At 44.8% G+C, this 17,759-nt stretch carries 19 protein-coding genes and 1 tRNA gene; 12 read left to right on the forward strand and 8 right to left on the reverse strand.

Going from position 1 to position 17,759, the window contains the following annotated elements:
* The first annotated feature begins 11 nt into the window (after positions 1 to 11).
* Together MPF33_07385 and MPF33_07390 are read left to right on the forward strand one after the other, a co-directional pair.
* On the forward strand, positions 12 to 260 hold the full coding sequence (locus MPF33_07385; protein ID MCI2415044.1) for an Lrp/AsnC ligand binding domain-containing protein: 249 nt from the start codon (positions 12 to 14) through the stop codon (positions 258 to 260).
* Complete coding sequence (locus MPF33_07390) at positions 257 to 1,567, forward strand: tRNA(Ile)(2)-agmatinylcytidine synthase (GenBank protein ID MCI2415045.1); 1,311 nt, start codon at positions 257 to 259, stop codon at positions 1,565 to 1,567. Before MPF33_07385 ends, MPF33_07390 begins: the two co-directional genes overlap by 4 nt.
* Before the next feature lie 181 nt (positions 1,568 to 1,748).
* Here MPF33_07390 and MPF33_07395 read toward each other — a convergent pair whose 3' ends face one another.
* Positions 1,749 to 3,434 carry a hypothetical protein gene (locus MPF33_07395; protein MCI2415046.1) on the reverse strand — a complete coding sequence of 562 codons (1,686 nt, stop codon included), beginning with the start codon at positions 3,432 to 3,434 and terminating at the stop codon, positions 1,749 to 1,751.
* Between the two features lie 702 nt (positions 3,435 to 4,136).
* A tRNA-Ala gene (locus MPF33_07400) sits at positions 4,137 to 4,210 on the reverse strand.
* Positions 4,211 to 4,697: 487 nt separating this feature from the next.
* Between MPF33_07400 and MPF33_07405 the strand changes: the two genes are divergently transcribed.
* The 4 genes from MPF33_07405 (at position 4,698) to MPF33_07420 (ending at position 9,374) form a co-directional block, all read left to right on the forward strand.
* Positions 4,698 to 5,786, forward strand: a complete 1,089-nt coding sequence (locus MPF33_07405) for a radical SAM protein (protein MCI2415047.1) — start codon at positions 4,698 to 4,700, stop codon at positions 5,784 to 5,786.
* 37 nt (positions 5,787 to 5,823) lie between these two features.
* On the forward strand, positions 5,824 to 6,960 hold the full coding sequence (locus MPF33_07410) for an MFS transporter (GenBank protein ID MCI2415048.1): 1,137 nt from the start codon (positions 5,824 to 5,826) through the stop codon (positions 6,958 to 6,960).
* A 730-nt stretch (positions 6,961 to 7,690) separates the two neighbouring features.
* A complete protein-coding gene (locus tag MPF33_07415; protein ID MCI2415049.1) occupies positions 7,691 to 8,881 on the forward strand; it encodes an ORC1-type DNA replication protein in 1,191 nt (396 codons plus the stop codon).
* Positions 8,850 to 9,374 (forward strand): DUF99 family protein, encoded by a 525-nt coding sequence (locus tag MPF33_07420; protein ID MCI2415050.1) that lies wholly within the window; start codon positions 8,850 to 8,852, stop codon positions 9,372 to 9,374. The genes MPF33_07415 and MPF33_07420 overlap by 32 nt, the downstream gene beginning before the upstream one ends.
* Here the strand turns inward: MPF33_07420 and MPF33_07425 are convergent.
* Genes MPF33_07425 through cyaB form a run of 4 tightly spaced genes read right to left on the reverse strand, consistent with a single transcriptional unit; the run spans position 9,353 to position 12,105 of the window.
* On the reverse strand, positions 9,353 to 10,273 hold the full coding sequence (locus MPF33_07425; protein ID MCI2415051.1) for an acyl-CoA thioesterase: 921 nt from the start codon (positions 10,271 to 10,273) through the stop codon (positions 9,353 to 9,355). The two genes, MPF33_07420 and MPF33_07425, sit on opposite strands and share 22 nt — an antisense overlap.
* Before the next feature lie 5 nt (positions 10,274 to 10,278).
* The gene (locus tag MPF33_07430) at positions 10,279 to 10,803 is read right to left on the reverse strand and encodes a nicotinamide-nucleotide adenylyltransferase (protein ID MCI2415052.1); all 525 of its coding nucleotides are present in this window, start codon (positions 10,801 to 10,803) and stop codon (positions 10,279 to 10,281) included.
* Entirely contained in the window at positions 10,758 to 11,504 is a 747-nt protein-coding gene (locus MPF33_07435) for an SAM-dependent chlorinase/fluorinase (protein ID MCI2415053.1), read from the reverse strand. Before MPF33_07435 ends, MPF33_07430 begins: the two co-directional genes overlap by 46 nt.
* Before the next feature lie 31 nt (positions 11,505 to 11,535).
* Entirely contained in the window at positions 11,536 to 12,105 is a 570-nt protein-coding gene (cyaB, locus tag MPF33_07440) for a class IV adenylate cyclase (GenBank protein ID MCI2415054.1), read from the reverse strand.
* Here cyaB and MPF33_07445 point away from each other — a divergent pair.
* From MPF33_07445 to ilvA, 5 genes are read left to right on the forward strand one after another with little or no spacing between them, the layout of a single operon-like run.
* Positions 12,095 to 13,102: an RsmB/NOP family class I SAM-dependent RNA methyltransferase gene (locus MPF33_07445; GenBank protein ID MCI2415055.1), complete on the forward strand. Its 1,008-nt coding sequence runs from the start codon at positions 12,095 to 12,097 to the stop codon at positions 13,100 to 13,102. The genes cyaB and MPF33_07445 overlap by 11 nt on opposite strands.
* A complete protein-coding gene (locus MPF33_07450; protein MCI2415056.1) occupies positions 13,081 to 13,596 on the forward strand; it encodes a hypothetical protein in 516 nt (171 codons plus the stop codon). Before MPF33_07445 ends, MPF33_07450 begins: the two co-directional genes overlap by 22 nt.
* A gap of 48 nt (positions 13,597 to 13,644) precedes the next feature.
* On the forward strand, positions 13,645 to 14,619 hold the full coding sequence (gene radA / locus MPF33_07455) for a DNA repair and recombination protein RadA (protein ID MCI2415057.1): 975 nt from the start codon (positions 13,645 to 13,647) through the stop codon (positions 14,617 to 14,619).
* A gap of 32 nt (positions 14,620 to 14,651) precedes the next feature.
* Positions 14,652 to 15,143, forward strand: coding sequence for an HIT domain-containing protein (locus MPF33_07460; GenBank protein MCI2415058.1), 492 nt, complete (start codon positions 14,652 to 14,654; stop codon positions 15,141 to 15,143).
* An 11-nt stretch (positions 15,144 to 15,154) separates the two neighbouring features.
* Complete coding sequence (gene ilvA, locus MPF33_07465) at positions 15,155 to 16,369, forward strand: threonine ammonia-lyase (protein ID MCI2415059.1); 1,215 nt, start codon at positions 15,155 to 15,157, stop codon at positions 16,367 to 16,369.
* Here the strand turns inward: ilvA and MPF33_07470 are convergent.
* Complete coding sequence (locus tag MPF33_07470) at positions 16,331 to 16,792, reverse strand: transposase (protein MCI2415060.1); 462 nt, start codon at positions 16,790 to 16,792, stop codon at positions 16,331 to 16,333. The genes ilvA and MPF33_07470 overlap by 39 nt on opposite strands.
* 89 nt (positions 16,793 to 16,881) lie before the next feature.
* On the opposite strand from MPF33_07470, the gene MPF33_07475 reads away from it, so the two are divergent.
* Complete coding sequence (locus MPF33_07475) at positions 16,882 to 17,163, forward strand: zinc ribbon domain-containing protein (GenBank protein MCI2415061.1); 282 nt, start codon at positions 16,882 to 16,884, stop codon at positions 17,161 to 17,163.
* A gap of 157 nt (positions 17,164 to 17,320) precedes the next feature.
* Here MPF33_07475 and rpl7ae read toward each other — a convergent pair whose 3' ends face one another.
* On the reverse strand, positions 17,321 to 17,701 hold the full coding sequence (rpl7ae, locus tag MPF33_07480) for a 50S ribosomal protein L7Ae (GenBank protein MCI2415062.1): 381 nt from the start codon (positions 17,699 to 17,701) through the stop codon (positions 17,321 to 17,323).
* Positions 17,702 to 17,759 lie beyond the last annotated feature (58 nt).

Here is a 17,759-nt window from a genome sequence, read left to right on the forward strand (position 1 = left end):
TGGTAGGTAAGTTGGTATCTGCGATAATCCTCATAAATACAGACGCTGGAGGAGAAGAGGAAGTTTTCGAAAAGTTAAAGAGTTACAACGAGGTAACTGAGGCGTACATAGTTTACGGAGTTTACGACATAGTAGCAAAGGTTGAGGCCTCGGATATGGACTACCTCAGGAACTTCGTCAGCTCTACCATAAGGAAACTGCCGAAGGTAAGGTCCACGCTAACTATGATAATAATGGAAGGGAAATCTGTCAAGAAATGAGGTACGTAATAGGAGTAGACGACCACGATTCCCCGATTGGAGGATGTACAACCCATTTTTCTACTTTACTAATAAATTATTTCATTAGTAACGGCATACGCGTAGTTGACTTTCCGTACTTGATAAGGCTTAACCCAAACATTCCTTGGAAGACGAGGGGCAATGCTGCTGTCAAGATCACGGTTGAGTTTGACGGTACTAAGAGGGAGCTAGCAGACCTTGTGTGGGAGAAGTCATTAGAGTACGTTAACGGGTTCTCAAGAGGCCTCGAGTTCAAGAGAAAGCCAGGAGTAGCAGTGCTTGAAGAGGAGAGGTCAGACGAGCTATATCCCATCTACGTAAAGGCGGTATCAGACGTGGTCACCTTGGACCTAGCAAAGAGGGTAGCAGAAAGGTCCGGAGCTGAGGTAAGGGGGTATAGGGGAATTATAGGGTCTTTGGCCTCTATTGGATTTAAGGGTGAAGCGACTTACGAGCTAATAACTTACAGACAGGAGGACTACCTCGACAAGGATAGGGAAGTCGACGAGGAGAGCATAGCGTACTTCGACGAGTTGACGTTTCCCAAGACTTTCGCCAACTACGACTATATAAAGCGTAAACCCCTCATTACACCCCATGGGAAGGACCCGGTGCTCTACGGTATAAGGGGAACTAGCGTAACGCATTTGCTTTTAGGGCTAGAAGTCGTAAAGACTAAGGAACCGATATCCGAAACCATGATATTTAAGTCAAACCAAGGCACGGACGCCCACTTGATTAGGCCAGGGGACAAGTTCTACCAGACTTTTAGGGGGATATGCACAGTCGAGAAATCCGAAGTACGAAGGGGAGGAGACGTCGTAATCTCGTGTGATGAATTGCACGTGATCGTCTACAAGGAAACCGGGGAGTTAAACCTCGCAGCTCAGTTGCTGAAACAGGGAGACCAAGTAGAAATAGTAGGCGCAGTTAAACCCTCCACTGAGCTGGGTAAAGTGATAGAGGCGGAGAAGATAAGGGTAGTGTCGTTAAACGCTTACGAGTACAGAAACCCCAGGTGCTCCGAGTGCGGAGGGCCTTCTGAGTCCTTAGGGAAGGGAAAGGGGTTTAGGTGTAAAAAGTGCGGTTATAAGTTTCACGGAGAGAAGATGAAAGTAGAGATTCCAAGAGGACTTAGCTTGGGCACGTATCAAGCTAGGTACTATAGGCACTTGACCAGGCCCATATTCCTGGAAGTGGGCGAAGGGGAGAAAATTGAGTTCGAGGAAGTGTACAAGAGGCTAAGAGAAATACTGTCTAGTATGAACCCTAAACGAAAACCTTGAGCGCATCTCTGACTTAAACCAACACGATACATAATAATGATAGCTAAGGATTTATTGTCTTTCGTAGCGAAGTTCAAGTAGGGTTCCACGTTTCCGCGCGAAATTCCATTCAGTTGTAGCCACTAGAGCGAGAAGGTTAGGCGCTAAGAAGCCAATAGCTAAAGTAGCCTAGAGCTCCTCCCTATTCCTCCTCTACATGAGGCCCTCTCAGCCCCTCTATGTAGCTCTCAATTATCGAATTTACCTCGTCTGCTGTGTCCTCTTGGCAGTCCACCTTCTCGCCCTTCAGGATGGTCATAAGTACCTCGAAGGCCTTCTCCGCCATTGCTCCTACCTTCCAGTTGTTGAGGTCGTAGAAGAAGTCGCAGTTCTCAGTAATTACCTCGAATATTTCCTTGTCCCTGTTAACTACTGCCTCCTTCACCTCGCCGTTGAGGGAGGAGTTGAGGACTATCTCCCTGAACTTCTCACTTGCCTCAGCGTAAACCTTGCCGTAGGCCTCTGGGTAAGCAGCTGACTCGACCACATGCTCGGCTAGCTCGCTGCCCATGCGATACGTCCCCATCAGGGCGACAACAAGCGCCGTGAGCTTGGCAAGCTTCTTAACTAAATCCAAGTAGTTTTCTGGTAGCTTGAAAAGGCTCTTGATCTCCAGCGCTATCGCCTCGACGAGGTTCACGTTCCACTCGTAAGCGCCGAGATTCCTGGCTACCCTTGAGACGTCAAAGACCATGACTGGGTAGCCATAAGCGTTGCCAGAGGGCGTCTGGAGGTTGGTAAGCAAGCCCACGTAGTATATCAGCCCCCACAGCCCGCCGTTGGCGCACTCGAACCCGTCGCAGGCATTTGTGTTCCGGTTAATTGAAGAGCATTTAGTGTAGATGAAGGCTGGGGCGCCTAGGTCGAACTCATTAGGCGAGAGGACTAGGCCGTTGGAGAAGTTAACCTTTAGCACTTCCGCCAAGTACTTGTAAATCCACGCTAAGGTAGCCACGTCTAAGACCTGGTAAGTGCCTAAAGGCATGATCCGGGGTGGAGAGTCAGATAAGGCAGAAACAAGGCTAAGCTTGAGTTCTATGTTTCTTCCAAACTCTATAAAAGTAAGACCGTTACAGCCATAAACCTTACAACCGCGCGTATAATCATCTACAAGACGAGTAGCTATATCTGAGCCGTAGGTGTAGGCAACAGCGTACCACGGTATTATCGAACCAACTGTAGTGTCCTCTTGGTAGATTGGTGGGTTATACCACACCTCTACGTCCTTTGTCAGCGGATACACAGGTATCACTCCAAGCTTTCCACCTATCGCTTCCAGGTCCATCCCGAACTCCTCTAAGTACTTTGTCAATGAGAGGGACTTAAAGGACTTCCCTCCTTGTACTACCGCGAGTGTGGTCACGCCCTTTACTGCTGGAACCCAGCCTATGTAGAAGTAAACGTTCCTCCCCTCGTAGTTTACCCTCACTAGGATGCCCTGGCCGAAGGCCTTCCTCACGTCTGTGCTGAGGCAGTAGAAGGGCCCACACTGCGTAACAGAGACCCTAGTAGCCCTAAGCGGTAGGGCTATTGCTGAGTAATAGGCAAACCTCTGGTCGCTGGCGCTATACGCAGTGCTTGAGATTCCGTTGGCTGTGCACTTCAGCTCCTCCTCCTGCGCTTGCGAGTCCTTCTGCGTAGAAAGGCTTAACCTAGCGATGTTGGCGTAGAGCGCTGGAGCTAACGTTCCAGCTATTAGGAGTCCCACCGGTATTGCCCCTATTACCTTTTTCCAGAAGGAAGAGGATGGAGAGGGCTCTGGATACTCTCCCTCGTCTATTTCCTCCTCAACAGTTCCGTATATTTCCTCAAGCTCCCTACTCGCCAAGTTCCCACAATCTTAACTAGAATAATGATTTAAAAATGTTTTTATAATATTCTTACATCATGGCGAAATATTGATCTTCAAGTCCACGCGTATTACGTCGTCGTTAGGTGAAGCTTTACGTTATGGTGTTCCTAAACAACAGCCCCTTTCCAAGCTCTGGCTCATGATTCCTGAATATTCTGACATTCCTCCATAAGGACTGTACTTATTCTAGGAGCCTACTTAGGAGGTACCTGGACTACGCCCATGTGTTGCAAGATGACGCTAAAGCTAAGCAAGGTATCGACGTCGAGCTGAGCGGGTATCGCGAGAATCCAGCGGGTAGACTTTTTTAAACCCAAGGTCTGGCAAGCTTCATTCCTTCACCTAGCGAATCTCCTACTTATTAAAGCCTTGGTTATTACTTATACGACAGTCCAAGAGGGCTATAGTCTTTGTAAAGGCATTCCCAGACCTCGAATATCACGTAATCCACTATTATGCACTATGAACAGTAAGGACCACAGCACGGCGTACCTTCTGAATTCATAAAGGATTTACGGAAAACATCTTTCGCTCTCGTACATAAGGGGTTATCTGCCAAAAAGACTTAGCCTGGAGAGGGGGGCCTTGTGTCACTATATTCGCCAAACTAATGGTTCGAGTTCATTTAAAGAACTATACTATAATGGTACTAAGTTGTGGGGAGTTTGGCCCCCATAGTGGACCGGCCGGGATTTGAACCCGGGACCTCGCGGATGCCAACCGCGCACTCTTCCAGGCTGAGCTACCGGCCCACTACGGAAAATGATGTTTAAACTCATAATAAAAACTTTCCCCTAAAATTCCGTGTGTGGACAACAATTTTGTTATTTCGATACAAATTGAATTTCTTTTTATGGAAAAGTATTTTTAGGGTGAGGACGAGTTTATTTTATGAGGATGAGAAAATGAACAGATTTGATTTTCTCGTCCTCACATAAATTATTTCTTCACTTTTAAGGTATATAAATGTTAAGCCAAGATCTCACTCACTATTTATTAGTATTCACGTTAGTTTTCAGACATCTTTTCATAACTTGTCGCTAATTCTATAAAAACTTTCCACTATATAACAGATTATTAGTGAAAAATATTAAGAGTTAAAAAAAAGATATAACGAAAGTATATATAGAGGTGAGAAAATGTCTGAACTACAAAGAGCAATACTAAATCACATACAATCAATAAATCCCGACCATGTTTGTATTATTGGTATAGTAATATGTGATGTAGGGTGATAAAATGAGTGAAAACGGAAATGAAAAAGATCTTTTTTACATTTATGCTACGTTAACATGCAATCTATCTTGTATACATTGTTACGTTCCTTCTTCACCTAATTTGGTTGTTAAAAATGAACTCTCTTTAGATGAGATTAAAAAGTTTATAGATTACGGTAAGAAAATAAAGGTTAAGGGAATTAGATTAACAGGTGGAGAACCACTTTTAAGAAAAGATATTCTAGAAATAATAAATTACGCTATATCCAAGGATATGAGTGTAGAGGTAGAGACTAACGGTCTCTTAATAGATAATAATTTTCTTAAATCAGTGTCGGACCTAAACAAGATATATATTAGTATAAGTTTAGACGGTCCTAAAGAAGTTCATGAGAAGATTAGAGGAATTAACACTTTTGAAAGGACAGTTAACGTTTTACGCCTCTTAAAGCAATATAATGTGAAGAGGACAATAGTAACTACCCTTACAATAATGGACTGGATATACGATGAAGAAAAACTGAATAGTTTTATCAACCTTATTATAGACCTATATCCTAATGTATGGTATATTCACGTATGGGTTAGCCCAGCGGGTAGAGCGAAACTCCTTAAGTCTCCTAAGGTTAAAGAGATTTATGACGCTATAAAATTATTCTATTCGTTAAGAATAAAGTTGGATGGAAAGGTTCCTATAGTTCTGAATGTTCCTCCTGCAGTCATTCCAGAGGAGTTCACGGAGTTCATGTTAAAGGATAATCTATTAAATTTAGGTTGCCACTGGTGGAGAATAGCTGGAATAAGTAGTAATGGTAATGTATCAATATGCCATAGATTCGCGTCATTCCCAGAGATGAGAGCTGGAAATGTGAGAAGGGATGATTTTGACAAGATATTTTCAAATGAGATACTTAACAGAAGGGAAATAAGGCTGAAAGGGATATGTAGTAAATGCTTAATAAAAGAGTATTGCAGGGGATTCTGTAGGGCAGACGCCTACGAATTTTACAGAGACTTTAACGCACCGCATCCCCTATGCCAACTATTTTACGAAAACGGGTTCTTTAACAAGAATTTCATAATTGGGCAAATTTTTCTTTACTTTGTTTAGATTTACAGAACGTTTATATTTATCGGGTGAAAAGAGAATGAATGGCAAACATAGAAGAATTGCATTGCTATACTACATCTATATCTCAGACTATTTGTCCAGCTTCATTAGCATGGTAAGGAATTTAATATTCCCCATTTATGCTTATGAGCTAGGATATTCCCCCTTAATAATCGCATCTTTCTTAGGAATATTCTACTTATTAGTCGCGTTACTATCGTATCCTTCCTTATTCGTGGTTAAGAAGATAGGGGCTAGAAATTCAGTATTATTATGCAACCTAACGGATGCGATATCCCTCCTCCTCTTATCGTTTAACTCCCTGACATTCTTTTATTTATCGTTTGGAATAATTTCTATAGCTCAGATCTTTGCATCTCAATTTACAACTCTAATTGCTCATAACTTTGAGGAGAGCGAACTAAAGGGAATATATTCGAAAAGATATGGCATAGCAGTAGTGGGTTACTTATCCTCTATAGGTCTGTCAGCCATTACGAATTATTTTGGAATAGTCAAATACATATTCTTACCACTAGGGATAATCTATTTGCTAACGGTATTCTTCGTCTTACTATTCAGACCAACTGCATCCGAGGTAAAGAACTTCAAGTTGATACCATCTAAAGAGTCCATTTTAGCAGTGATAGTAGTTCGTTTCATAGGCAGTTTGATAACTGCCTTGACAATATCGCTACTTCAAGTCTTTTACCTAAAAATAGGTTTAAATGGTTTCGATGTTAGTATAGTCTACCTGCTGGAATATGTCGCAAATTTAATATCGTATAGAGTAGTTGATAAGATCAAGGAGGAGTCTTTGATCAAATATTATATCCCGTTGTCTGTCATCTCAAGTATTTTAGTCTCTTTAATATCGTTAAGGATTTACGCAGTAAGTGTATCAATGCTAATTGCATCAGATTTCGTAGGCACAATGGTGGGCCTTGTAGAGTCTGTCCTATCTATCAAGTTATTGAAGAGACTTAACCAGGTTGAAGTTGGTAATGTATTAAAAGAGATGTTTGGAACATTTGGAGGAATGATCGGAGTTGTAATGGAAGGATATCTACTATCGCTTGGACTTTACGCGTTGCCCTTCGTAATAAGAGCTATCATGAGCTTAGTAATTCGAGTTTGGCTCTATGACTACTATAAGAAAATGAAAGTAATTTGACAAGATAAAAAAGCCTCACATTTTAAGAGTGGATAAGATTTTTATATTCTATATTATTCAACTGAAGTAAACTGATTTCTCTGCACTAAGAGAAGTTCCCTTCATCAATTCGGGCTTACATTAGAGGGCTGAGAGACCCAGAGAAACCCCTCTCATAAATCCTATAATGATGAGCCAACTTAGCCATCAAAAATCAACAAGAAAGTGATCACTATAACATCAAGCCTAAGCCCATTATCCAATTTGTGAAGAACAAGGTGAGGCAGTAAAGTCCTCCAACTTGACAAGTAAGAGGTCTAGTGTAATCTAGTCCAAGGAATGAAACCTTAGCTTAGCATTTTAGGGTAGATATAATTTGGGTGAAGAAACAAAACGTATTCTCATCTCATAAAATAATACTCGTCCTCACCTAAAAATTCTTTTGTAATAAAGAAAATTCAATTTGTAACAAAATAATCAGATTATTGTCCACACATAAAATTCCACTTTGAACCGACGGCCCCCTCTATTGCAACTGGAAACTATTCTGGCTATTTTAAACACCAACAACAAAACTCGTTATACAAACTCAATTTCTAATGCTAAATTCAGACTAGAAAGCCTAACTCTCCAGTGGAAACACAGGGGTGTCTCAGCTTTCCTTACGTTCTCCAGTGGAAACAGAGGGGTCATTTACTGGGGAGTTAAATGGTATCCCTTTTAAGCGTTGCCGAGTTAATCAAGATATCAAATGAGTAGTATCATAGACGACGTTTTAAACAATGTGAGGTCTTCTCCGATTTTCAAGAACAGGGAGCTTCTCCTGCCAGACTACGTCCCAAGTGAACTGCCGCATAGAGAGGAGCAGATAAGGCGATTAGCTAGTATCCTGGCCCAGCTCTACCGGGGAGAAAGGCCCAGCAACGTATTCATTTACGGCCTCACGGGTACTGGCAAGACGGCCGTAACAAAGTTCGTGCTGAAAGCCCTTATGGAGAGGCTCAAGAACTTCCTCTACATTTACGTGAACACAAGGCAGAGCGACACGCCCTACAGGATCCTGGCCGACATAATAGAGGGGCTGGGCGAAAAGGTTCCATTTACTGGGATCTCTACGGCGGAGCTCTACCGAAGGATGGTGAAGGCCTTTTCCTCAACCAATACGATCCTCGTCATTGTCTTAGACGAGATAGACGCCATGGTGAAGAAGCACGGGGATGACGTCCTTTACAAGTTGACGAGGATAAACTCTGAGATCGGAAAGAGTAAGGTCTCCATCATAGGGATAACCAACGACGTGAAGTTCATTGACAACCTTGACCCAAGGGTGAGGAGCAGTTTGAGCGAGGAGGAGATAGTCTTCCCGCCCTACAACGCAGAGGAGTTGGAGGACATTCTCATGAGGAGGGCAAAGGCGGCCTTTAGGGAGGGGGTCATCTCAGAATCTATAATAAAGCTTTGTGCAGCCCTAGCTGCGAGGGATCACGGAGACGCTAGGAGGGCTTTGGACCTCCTCAGGGTCGCGGGCGAAATAGCTGAGAGAGAAAGAGCTAAAGTCGTGACAGAGGAACACGTGGAAAAGGCAAGGGTCGAGATAGAGAGGGACAGGGTGTACGAGGTGATCTCCAGTCTGCCCTTTCACTCAAAGCTAGTGTTGTTTGCTATCCTTCAGGGGCTCAAGGAAAAGGACGCAATGACCACAGGAGAGGTCTACGACAGGTACAAAGAGCTTGCACAACAGCTAGGGATGGAGGTGGTCACACAGCGGAGGGTAAGCGACATAATTAACGAGCTTGACATGGTCGGCATAGTTACTGCTAAGGTAGTTAACAGGGGTAGGTATGGAAAGACAAAAGAGATAACCCTCGCAGTAGATAGGGAGATAGCGATCAAGGCGTTGGTGGAGAATGATGAGAGAGTTGCTGGTCTCTGGGGTAGATGACGGGTACTTTCCAACAAGTTATAAGGGGAAAAGGGGAAAGGCCCCCCTGGTCTCTTCCACCTATAGGGGCATGAAACTAGTTGACGTGGACGTAGAGTTCATCACAGTGGACGGAGACGACGGGACGGAGGCCTACGAAAGGCTCAGAAGAGGAGACGTGACCATACTCTTTAGCGTAATTGTGGGCGGGTTCAATTACGTGATACCCAAAGGAAACTACATAGTGTTCTATGCAAGGAAGCCCAACGTACGCGATATAGATAATGCCTTGAGGAGGTACTTCCCAGACAGGAGGGAGAGGATAATGTCTTTTCTGAGCTCCCTCATTCAGATACCCACAAGGAAGGGAAACGTTTACGTGAAGACGGACTTGGACCTATCTTTAGCAAAAGAGATAATCGAGTACTACCAAGTGTTCACCAAGTACCCAGAGCCAATAAGGACTTCGCACGTAATAGGGAGGGGAATAGGTCAGCACATTAGTTTCTCCTGAAGTTTCTTGGACATCTTTATTCTCTCTTCTCTTTCCTTGAAAGAGACTTCGAACAAGAGCTTCTCCTTTTCGTTAGAGGGAGTAAGCTTAGGTATCGGCCTGGGCTTGGCGTTGTCGTCAATTGCGACGAAGGAGAAGGTGGTTGTGGTGACTAACCTCTTCTCGCCAGTATAGTGGTTGATGGCGTAAACCTTTCCGCCCACGTCTAGCGACGTGTTGCCGGTGTACTGGACGAACCCTTGGATTTCCAAGAGGTCCCCTATTTTAACTGGAGATATGAAATCGGCAGATCCCGCAGAGGCAGTGAACGTATTTCCTTTAGTGTAAAGCTTAGCCACTATTGCCAAAGCCTCGTCTAACATGGTGTACATCTTTCCTGCGTACAATATTCCATTGCCGAAGCCGTGCTCTGGGTATATAGTCCTTATGTAACTCCTGTAAAACGTGGCAAACTTAGACGGTTCCTCAGGGTCCATTGCCTTTTTCCTCTCCATCCTCTTCAGCTTCCTCTCCTCTGCCTCAGAGTCCGGCGGAATGATGATGTTCAGCTTCCTTGGCCTGTTGTTCTCGTCAACTGCAACGTAAGTCATGAGGGAGGCTGCTGCTAGTTCCTCCTTGTCCCTCCTTTTAATACAGCCCTTTACCTCTATTTCCACTGAGCTCTTCCAGCTAGCGTTTGCCTTGGCTTCCACCCTAAGTACGTCGCCTAACCTCGCCGGCTTAAAAAGGTAGATGTAGTCCACTGAAGCTAATAAGTAGTTCCCTTGGCTTATGCTGGACATGAGTATACCTGCCGTGTCTATCATCCAGCTCATGTAAATTCCGCCGTGGAGAGAACCAAAGTGGTTAGTATGCCAAGGGAAAACGTTGTAATACGTTTCGGTCTTTATTTGGGTCATCCCTGCTACCTCCTTTTGTCAGTCCCTACTATTTCTCTTAATCTATCATCTCCTTTTATACTTTTTATATAATTGTAAACGCTCTTAGGTACAAGCTTTTCCCAGTCTTCCCCGTTTATCATCATCTTTCTGATAACTGTGGAGTTGTACTTCTCCCTGTAGAACATTGGTGGCTCTACAACCTCTACGTTGGCCTCTTTGAACAACCTAATTACTAGTGGGTTCCTGGCCACCACTACGTCGAACGACGGGACGTAAGTCTTAACGTGGTACGCCCACACGCTGTTCATCATTATGTCGGGCACGGGGATCAAGAAGTACCGGGACGGCTCTATTCCTTCTTCGTCTAGGGCATACCTAATCATTTCTATCCTTTCTCCAGCCGTGAAAGGATTTGAAAGAGTGTGGCTCTCCTGCGAACTCCCTATTAGTACTATAACCTGGTCAGCCCTCTGCAACGTCCACTTGACGACTTCTAAGTGGCCTAAATGGAACGGCTGGAATCTTCCTGGGTATAAAGCTCTACGCAAACCTCGTCACCTGTTTCGGCCCCAGTGAATTGTGAAGCCGAGCCTTTATTAATTCCTATTTCAAGAAACCCGTAGCTGTTGGTGTAGACTAAGAGCTCCCCTGGTCTCCCTTCCCCAAAAGTGTTCACCCTCTTGGCGCTAAACTTCCTGTCCCTTACACTAACACTTTTTACCCCTCTCACTTCTTTCCTTATAGACGTGGCTACGTTGCCGAAGTGGTCAACGTAAACAACCGTACCACACACAAAGTTTCCTCTATCCTCCTGCTTAAACTCGAGCCTTACCAAACTATTGGGGTCGACCTCTTCGCCGAAAGTCGACATGTCAACACCTAGGGAGAGAAAGGCTGAGGCTACAGAGAATATGTCCCTTCCGTGGAAAGTGTGGGACACCTGCTTGGATAAGTAAAGCCTCTTGTTGGATATGGCGACCACTTTCTTAACTCCGTCATCGTAGATCGCCGGGTATAGCACGCCGTTGTCTGGGCCTACGAACAAGTAGTTATTAGTCCTTACTATTAAGGGCTTCCTCGAAGTCCCCACGCCTGGGTCTATCACGACCAAGAAGATTGTGCCCTTCGGGAAGTACCTATACGACGTGAAAAGTAAATACGCCCCTGATATTACGTCAAAGTTCCTGGCGTTAGGCGTTATGTACGTTATTGTGACCTCTGGGTTTATCCTCCTTATTACCGCCTCCATTACTCCGTTGTAGTTATCGGAAATGCCGAAGTCAGTGAGAATTGCTATTTGCCTCAAGTTTCTCCACCAGTAATTCCAAGTATGACCTCCTCTCTTGTTCTGCGACAATGTCGTACTTTGTGGTGAACTCCTTGACGAAGTTTAGGAGCTCGTCCTCGTCTACGTCTATTCCCTCTATTTCCACGAAGTCTCCCAGTCCTTCAACCTTATCGAGACAAATCGTATATTTCCCAACAGAAAACGAATACCTGACCTTGGAAAGTGTGGCCACTGGCCTAAAGCCTAGCCTCTCAAGTATCTTAGTCATAGAGTCCCTATCGCTTATTTTCACCGTTATCTCCTCTCTGGACTTGCTCCTAGTAGAGATCTTTGGACCCTTGTACGTTAGCTCGACGTTTCCATTGATTTCCCTTATCCTCAAAGCCTCGTCAGTCCTCCTGAAGTCCCTATAGCTAGAGTTAAAGTAAACGTCAACTTGTCTTTCCTCTCCCTCAAATTTTATTCCATCTTTCAGAAAATTTTCCTTGAGACTGTCCACGGACGCGTTCTTAAGCTTTAATTTTACCTCTCTCTCTATTACACTTGGCATTATGGGTACCATTGAAGATTACATTTCTAGGTATAAAGACTTATTTAGGTACTCGGTCACTGCTCGGGCTAGGTCTCTCGCTAAAAAGTACGGGTTTCTAGACTACATGGTAGAAAGGTATATTGACATGTTCAGGGAAGAAGCAAATGAGTTCTTGGAATCTTGTAGCTTTCCGCTTAGGAAGTCGATACGGTGCAACACGCTTAAAGTTGAATGTGAAGAGCTAATTGAGAGGCTTGAGGGCAAGGGTTTTGCTCTAGAGAAGGTGGAGTGGCTCAAGTTTGGCTACGTAGTAAAGGCGCAACCCCCTAAGCCATCATTGGGATCCACGCTGGAGTACATGCTTGGGTACTATCACATTCAAGGGTTAGCGTCGATGGTTCCAGCTGAGGTATTGAACCCCAAGGAAGGGGACGTTGTGCTTGACATGGCCTCTTCCCCTGGAGGGAAGACAACTCAGATGTCTCAGCTAATGGGGAACAAGGGATTAATAGTAGCGGTAGAAAGGAAAAAGGCCAGAGTAAGGCCTCTCGTCTCCAACATAAATAGGCTAGGCGCCCTAAACGTTGTGGTGCTTAACATGGACTCTAGAGAGCTAGTTAATTACGACCTTAGGTTCAGCAAGGTTCTCTTGGACGCGCCGTGTACTGGCGAGGGAATAATACCCAGAGACCCTACTAGGAAAACTAAGACCCAGCCTGAGGAGCTGTACAAGTTTAGTGTGGCGCAGTTGGAATTGCTGGACACGGCGTATCGCCTATTGGAGGAGAAGGGGGAACTAGTATATTCCACGTGTAGCATTGCCCCCGAAGAGGACGAGTTTGTAGTTAATTACGCAGTAGAAGAACTGGGAATGGAAGTAATTCCAATAGAGGGATATCCAGCGTCCGAGGGAATTACCAGCTTCAACGGAGTTGATTTCTCGAGAAAGGTGGAGAACTGTATTAGGTTCTATCCCCACCAACACAAGACCGAGGGGTTCTTCGTTTGCCGTCTGAGGAAAAGGTAGTTAGATTCAAGGTCATAGGAAGGCATGAAGTTAAGGTCTACTTAGACGATATAGCCTCCAAGTATAACTGTAGTTTTCCATGCGGAATGTTTGACGATTACGCCGTGGTGGAGGCTGAGGGAGGGAACTTCTCTCAAATATTTATCACGTCTAAGTCAACGCTCCTCCCAGTACTACTAGAGAAGGGATTGAATGTAGAATTTGTTGGAGTGTCAATCATGAAGGTCAAGGGAGGTAGGGTATATCCCCAGCTTAACATGGGCGATATCATGGTTAAGTACTGTAAGAACAAGGTGCTTCTGCCAGACCCCTTGGTTCAGAAATTGCTTTATGGAAGGGAAATAACTGTAAGGGAAAGGTTTCATTTCACAGATGGCCTCCTCGTTTCCACTAGAGGGGAATTTTTGGGCTTTGTTAAGCTGGATAGAACCAAGAACGGAACTAGGATAATACCGGAAAAAGAGATAGGATGGTATTTAAGGAGCGGTGGATAAAATATAAAAATAGGAAAGCCAAAGGATTAAGTTTAGATGGTGGAAAAAGTGGCAGATCAATTAGAAGAGAAGAAGAAGGTGAAAAGCATCAGTGACCTGCCTGGGGTAGGGCAAGCTATACTCAACAAGCTCATGGACTCCGGATACACTAACTTGGAGTCAATTGCTGTTGCTTCGCCGCAAGATCTGAGCACTGCCGTAGGTATACCGTTAACAACTGCCCAGAAGTTGATAAAGGAAGCTAGAGAAGCACTAGATATAAGGTTTAAGACTGCCCTAGAAGTAAAGAAGGAGAGGGCAAGCGTAAAGAAAATAACTACGAGTAGTCAAGCGCTCGACGGTTTACTTGGTGGAGGAATAGAGACAAGGACAATGACAGAGTTCTTTGGCGAGTTTGGCTCCGGTAAGACCCAAATATGTCACCAAATCTCGGTAAACGTTCAGTTACCGCTAGAGAAAGGAGGGCTGGCGGGTAAGGCAGTTTATATAGACACTGAGGGAACTTTCAGGTGGGAAAGGATAGAGGCTATGGCGAAGGCGCAAGGGCTAGATCCTGATACTGTCATGAATAACATCTACTATATGAGGGCAATAAACACTGACCACCAGATGGCCATAGTGGACGACCTCCAGGAGCTCATAAGCAAGGATCCCGCCATCAAGCTTGTAATAGTCGACTCCGTCACTTCCCATTTTAGGGCGGAGTATGCAGGAAGGGAAAACTTGGCTGTAAGGCAACAGAAGCTAAATAAGCACTTACACCAATTAACTAGGCTTGCGGAAGTTTACGACCTTGCAGTAGTTGTCACTAACCAAGTTATGGCTAAGCCAGACATGTTTTACGGAGATCCTACCGTTGCAGTCGGAGGCCATACCTTATATCATACTCCTGGTATAAGGATTCAAGTTAAGAAGAGCAGGGGGAACAGGAGGATTGCAAGAGTGGTAGACGCACCTCACCTGCCTGAAGGAGAAGTGGTATTCGCGATAACTGAGGAGGGCATTAGGGATGCCGAGGACTAAAGCTATTTTAGTTTCTTGCTAGAATATCCCCTATGAAAGTCCTGTGGGCTCCATGGAGGGCCACTTACGTATCTAATGCGTCCAAAAACAAGCAAGGATCTTGCTTGTTCTGCGACGTTATAAAGGAGGGAAACGACAAGGAAAACCTAGTGGTTTACAGGGGAGAAAAAGCCTACGTTATTTTGAACAAGTTTCCCTACAACCCAGCTCACGTAATGGTTGTGCCCTATAGACACGTTTCCTCAATAGAGTTATTGGAAGAAGACGAGTATCGGGATCTTTTCAAACTAGTTAAGAAGTCCGTCCTAGTGTTAAAGAAGGTATACGGTCCAGAAGGTTTCAACATAGGCATGAATATAGGCAGGACGGCTGGGGCTGGAATAGAGTCGCACATTCACGTCCATGTGGTTCCTAGGTGGAACGGCGACGCCAACTTCATGCCCGTAATATCCAATACTAAGGTAATTTCAGAGATGTTGGAGACTACATACGAAAAACTCGCCAAAGCGTTTAAGGAAACTTAAGGGTCTCCCTAATGAATCTGCAACAGTATCAAGAAAGGATCCTTAAGATTAGGGAAACGATAGCCCGCTATATACACGAGACCCCCCTTGACTACTCCACGACGTTTTCCAGGATGAGCGGTGCTGAAGTATACCTAAAGATGGAGAACTTACAAAAGACAGGGTCGTTCAAGGTAAGAGGGGCTTTCAGCAAGCTAATATCACTATCTGATGAAGAGAAAAAGAGGGGAGTTATAGCAGTATCAGCGGGCAACCACGCACAGGGAGTCGCCTATGCTTCCAGTATGCTAGGTATAAAAGCTACTGTGGTGATGCCCGAGATAGCTCCAGTTTCTAAGTATCTGGCGACAAGGAACTACGGGGCGAACGTTATTCTCTATGGTAGGTATATTCACGAAAGCATGGAGAAGGCTCAAGAAATTATAAGGGATACCAGAGCAACTTTGGTTCACCCATATGACGACATAAACGTCATCCTGGGACAGGGTACGCTAGGAGTTGAGCTGTACGGGCTGAGGCCAGATTACGTCATTGTTCCAATAGGTGGAGGGGGTCTTATATCTGGGATAAGCTTGGCGTTAAAGGCAAAGTACAAGGACGTTAAGATAATAGGAGTGCAGTCTGTGGCCTCCCCATCGTTAAAGATATCCAAGGACCTCTCTAGACTAGTAGAAATAGAGCCCTCCTTTTCTATAGCTGACGGCATATTAGTGAAGTCGCCCTCTAAGCTTACGTTTGAGTTCATATCAGAGCTTGTGGACGACATAGTGCTTGTGGACGATGAGGAGATATCGAACGCGATAGTCCTTCTCCTCGAGAGAAATAAGACGTTGGTTGAAGGAGCAGGAGCCTCTAGCTTGGCGGCGCTCTTGTCTGGAAAGGTAAAAGTTCCCAGCGGGAGGAAGGTAGTCCCCATACTAAGCGGCGGCAACATCGACCTATCTCTAATGACTCAAATAGTGGACAAGATGCTATACAAGACCAAGAGGATAGTGAAGATAAGGGTCATAGTACCAGACAAGCCAGGGTACTTAAACAAAGTTCTCACTTACGTGACTAAGATAAGGGGAAACATTAGGGACGTAGTACACGATAGGATCAGTAGCGACGTTCCGACCGGCTACACGAAGATTTACGTGATGTTCGAGGTAGCTAGCACCGAAGACTTAAGCGTATTAATATATGGACTAGCTAAGGAAGGGATAGAGGCTAAGGTGATAGAGTGATAAATAAGAAGACAAACCCCGCCAGGCGGGGTAAGGTTTTAACATGAAAAACAATTTCCTTTTATGACGCTTCCCCAAAGAAGAGCAATAAGACAATAAAGAACTCTCTCGTCGTCCACGGCGAAAGAGAAGGTGAGAGGCTAAAGTTCTGTAGTAGTGAAGAAGCCTACGGTAAAGCCTAGTGAGTACCCTTTCCCTCAACACCTCTTCCCTAGCGTTTAATTCATCAACCTTCTCAGCCTCGCTCTTCAACTTGTCAAGCTCAGCGATCCTCTCCTGAAAATAGAAGTAATCGCTCTTAACGAGAGAACCACGGTAAAATAGAGCAGTACCGTCGTTAATAATAACAGTAGCCAACGTGTTTACGCCAAGGTCAATTGACGCAACCTTTTCGCCTTTAGGCTTTTCAACTTGAATCTTCACCAAGACTTTGTGGTCTTTGGCGTCTCCACGGTTTACTTGGGCTATCCTTACTTCATTCCTAGGATAAGGGTAACAAGCTCACTTCAAATTTGGTCTTATCGCAAGTTGGCGCAATAGCGAACAAACTCCACGAGCACGGCGTAAAGACGTACCTAGTGATTGAGTACAATACCTCGCGTTTCTGCGCTTTCCATAACGTTAAGGTTGGCAGAAATCCAAGGGGTGTCGATAGCTGTCCTTTTGGTCGTAAACTTCACAGCGACGTTAGCGGAGCGTTAAACATTGTGAAACTTGGAGTTAAGAAGATTGTCAACGCTTTGGCTCTTTCCTTTCTCTTCACATCACGGGGTATCTCTCTTAAAGGGGAGTAACGCTCAAGACCTATGCAGAACCCTCGCAGGGCGGGGAGGAGGTCAGTTTTAGCATTTTCTTGAGGCACTGGAAGGGCTACACATGAAATGCCCTTTATAGATATAATACCAATAAACCGAGAACAGCTGAAAAGTAAAACTAGACAAAAAACTCGATTTACTTCGACTTCCCAGTGACCTCAGCTATTCTCTTCACGAGTTCGTCTAGCTCGTCCTTAGCTTGACCGGGGTCAACAATAGCCGCTGCTGCTGCGCCCACTTGTAGCCCGCACGCTTCTCCAATCTCCTTCTTAGAGGGGACGTATATGTACGGTACCTTTTTCTCGTCGCAGAGGGCGGGTAGGTGGGCAACTATCTCTTCTGGTTGTACGTCCTCGGCTATTATAACTAGCTTTGCTTGACCCCTTTCTACTGCCTTAGTTGTCTCGTTTGTGCCCTTCTTTATCTTCCCAGTTTCCTTAGCTTTTTTCAAAACCTCCAGCGCCTTACTAGCTAAGTCTTGTGGAACTTCAAATTTTACATAAGACGGCTTGGACATGCGCGTTCATCCTCCTCTTATTCGTCACGCAACTAGAGATATGATGGGCGGAATTAAA

The sequence above is a fragment of the Candidatus Aramenus sp. CH1 genome (genome assembly GCA_022678445.1).
Classification (GTDB): Archaea; Thermoproteota; Thermoprotei_A; order Sulfolobales; family Sulfolobaceae; genus Aramenus.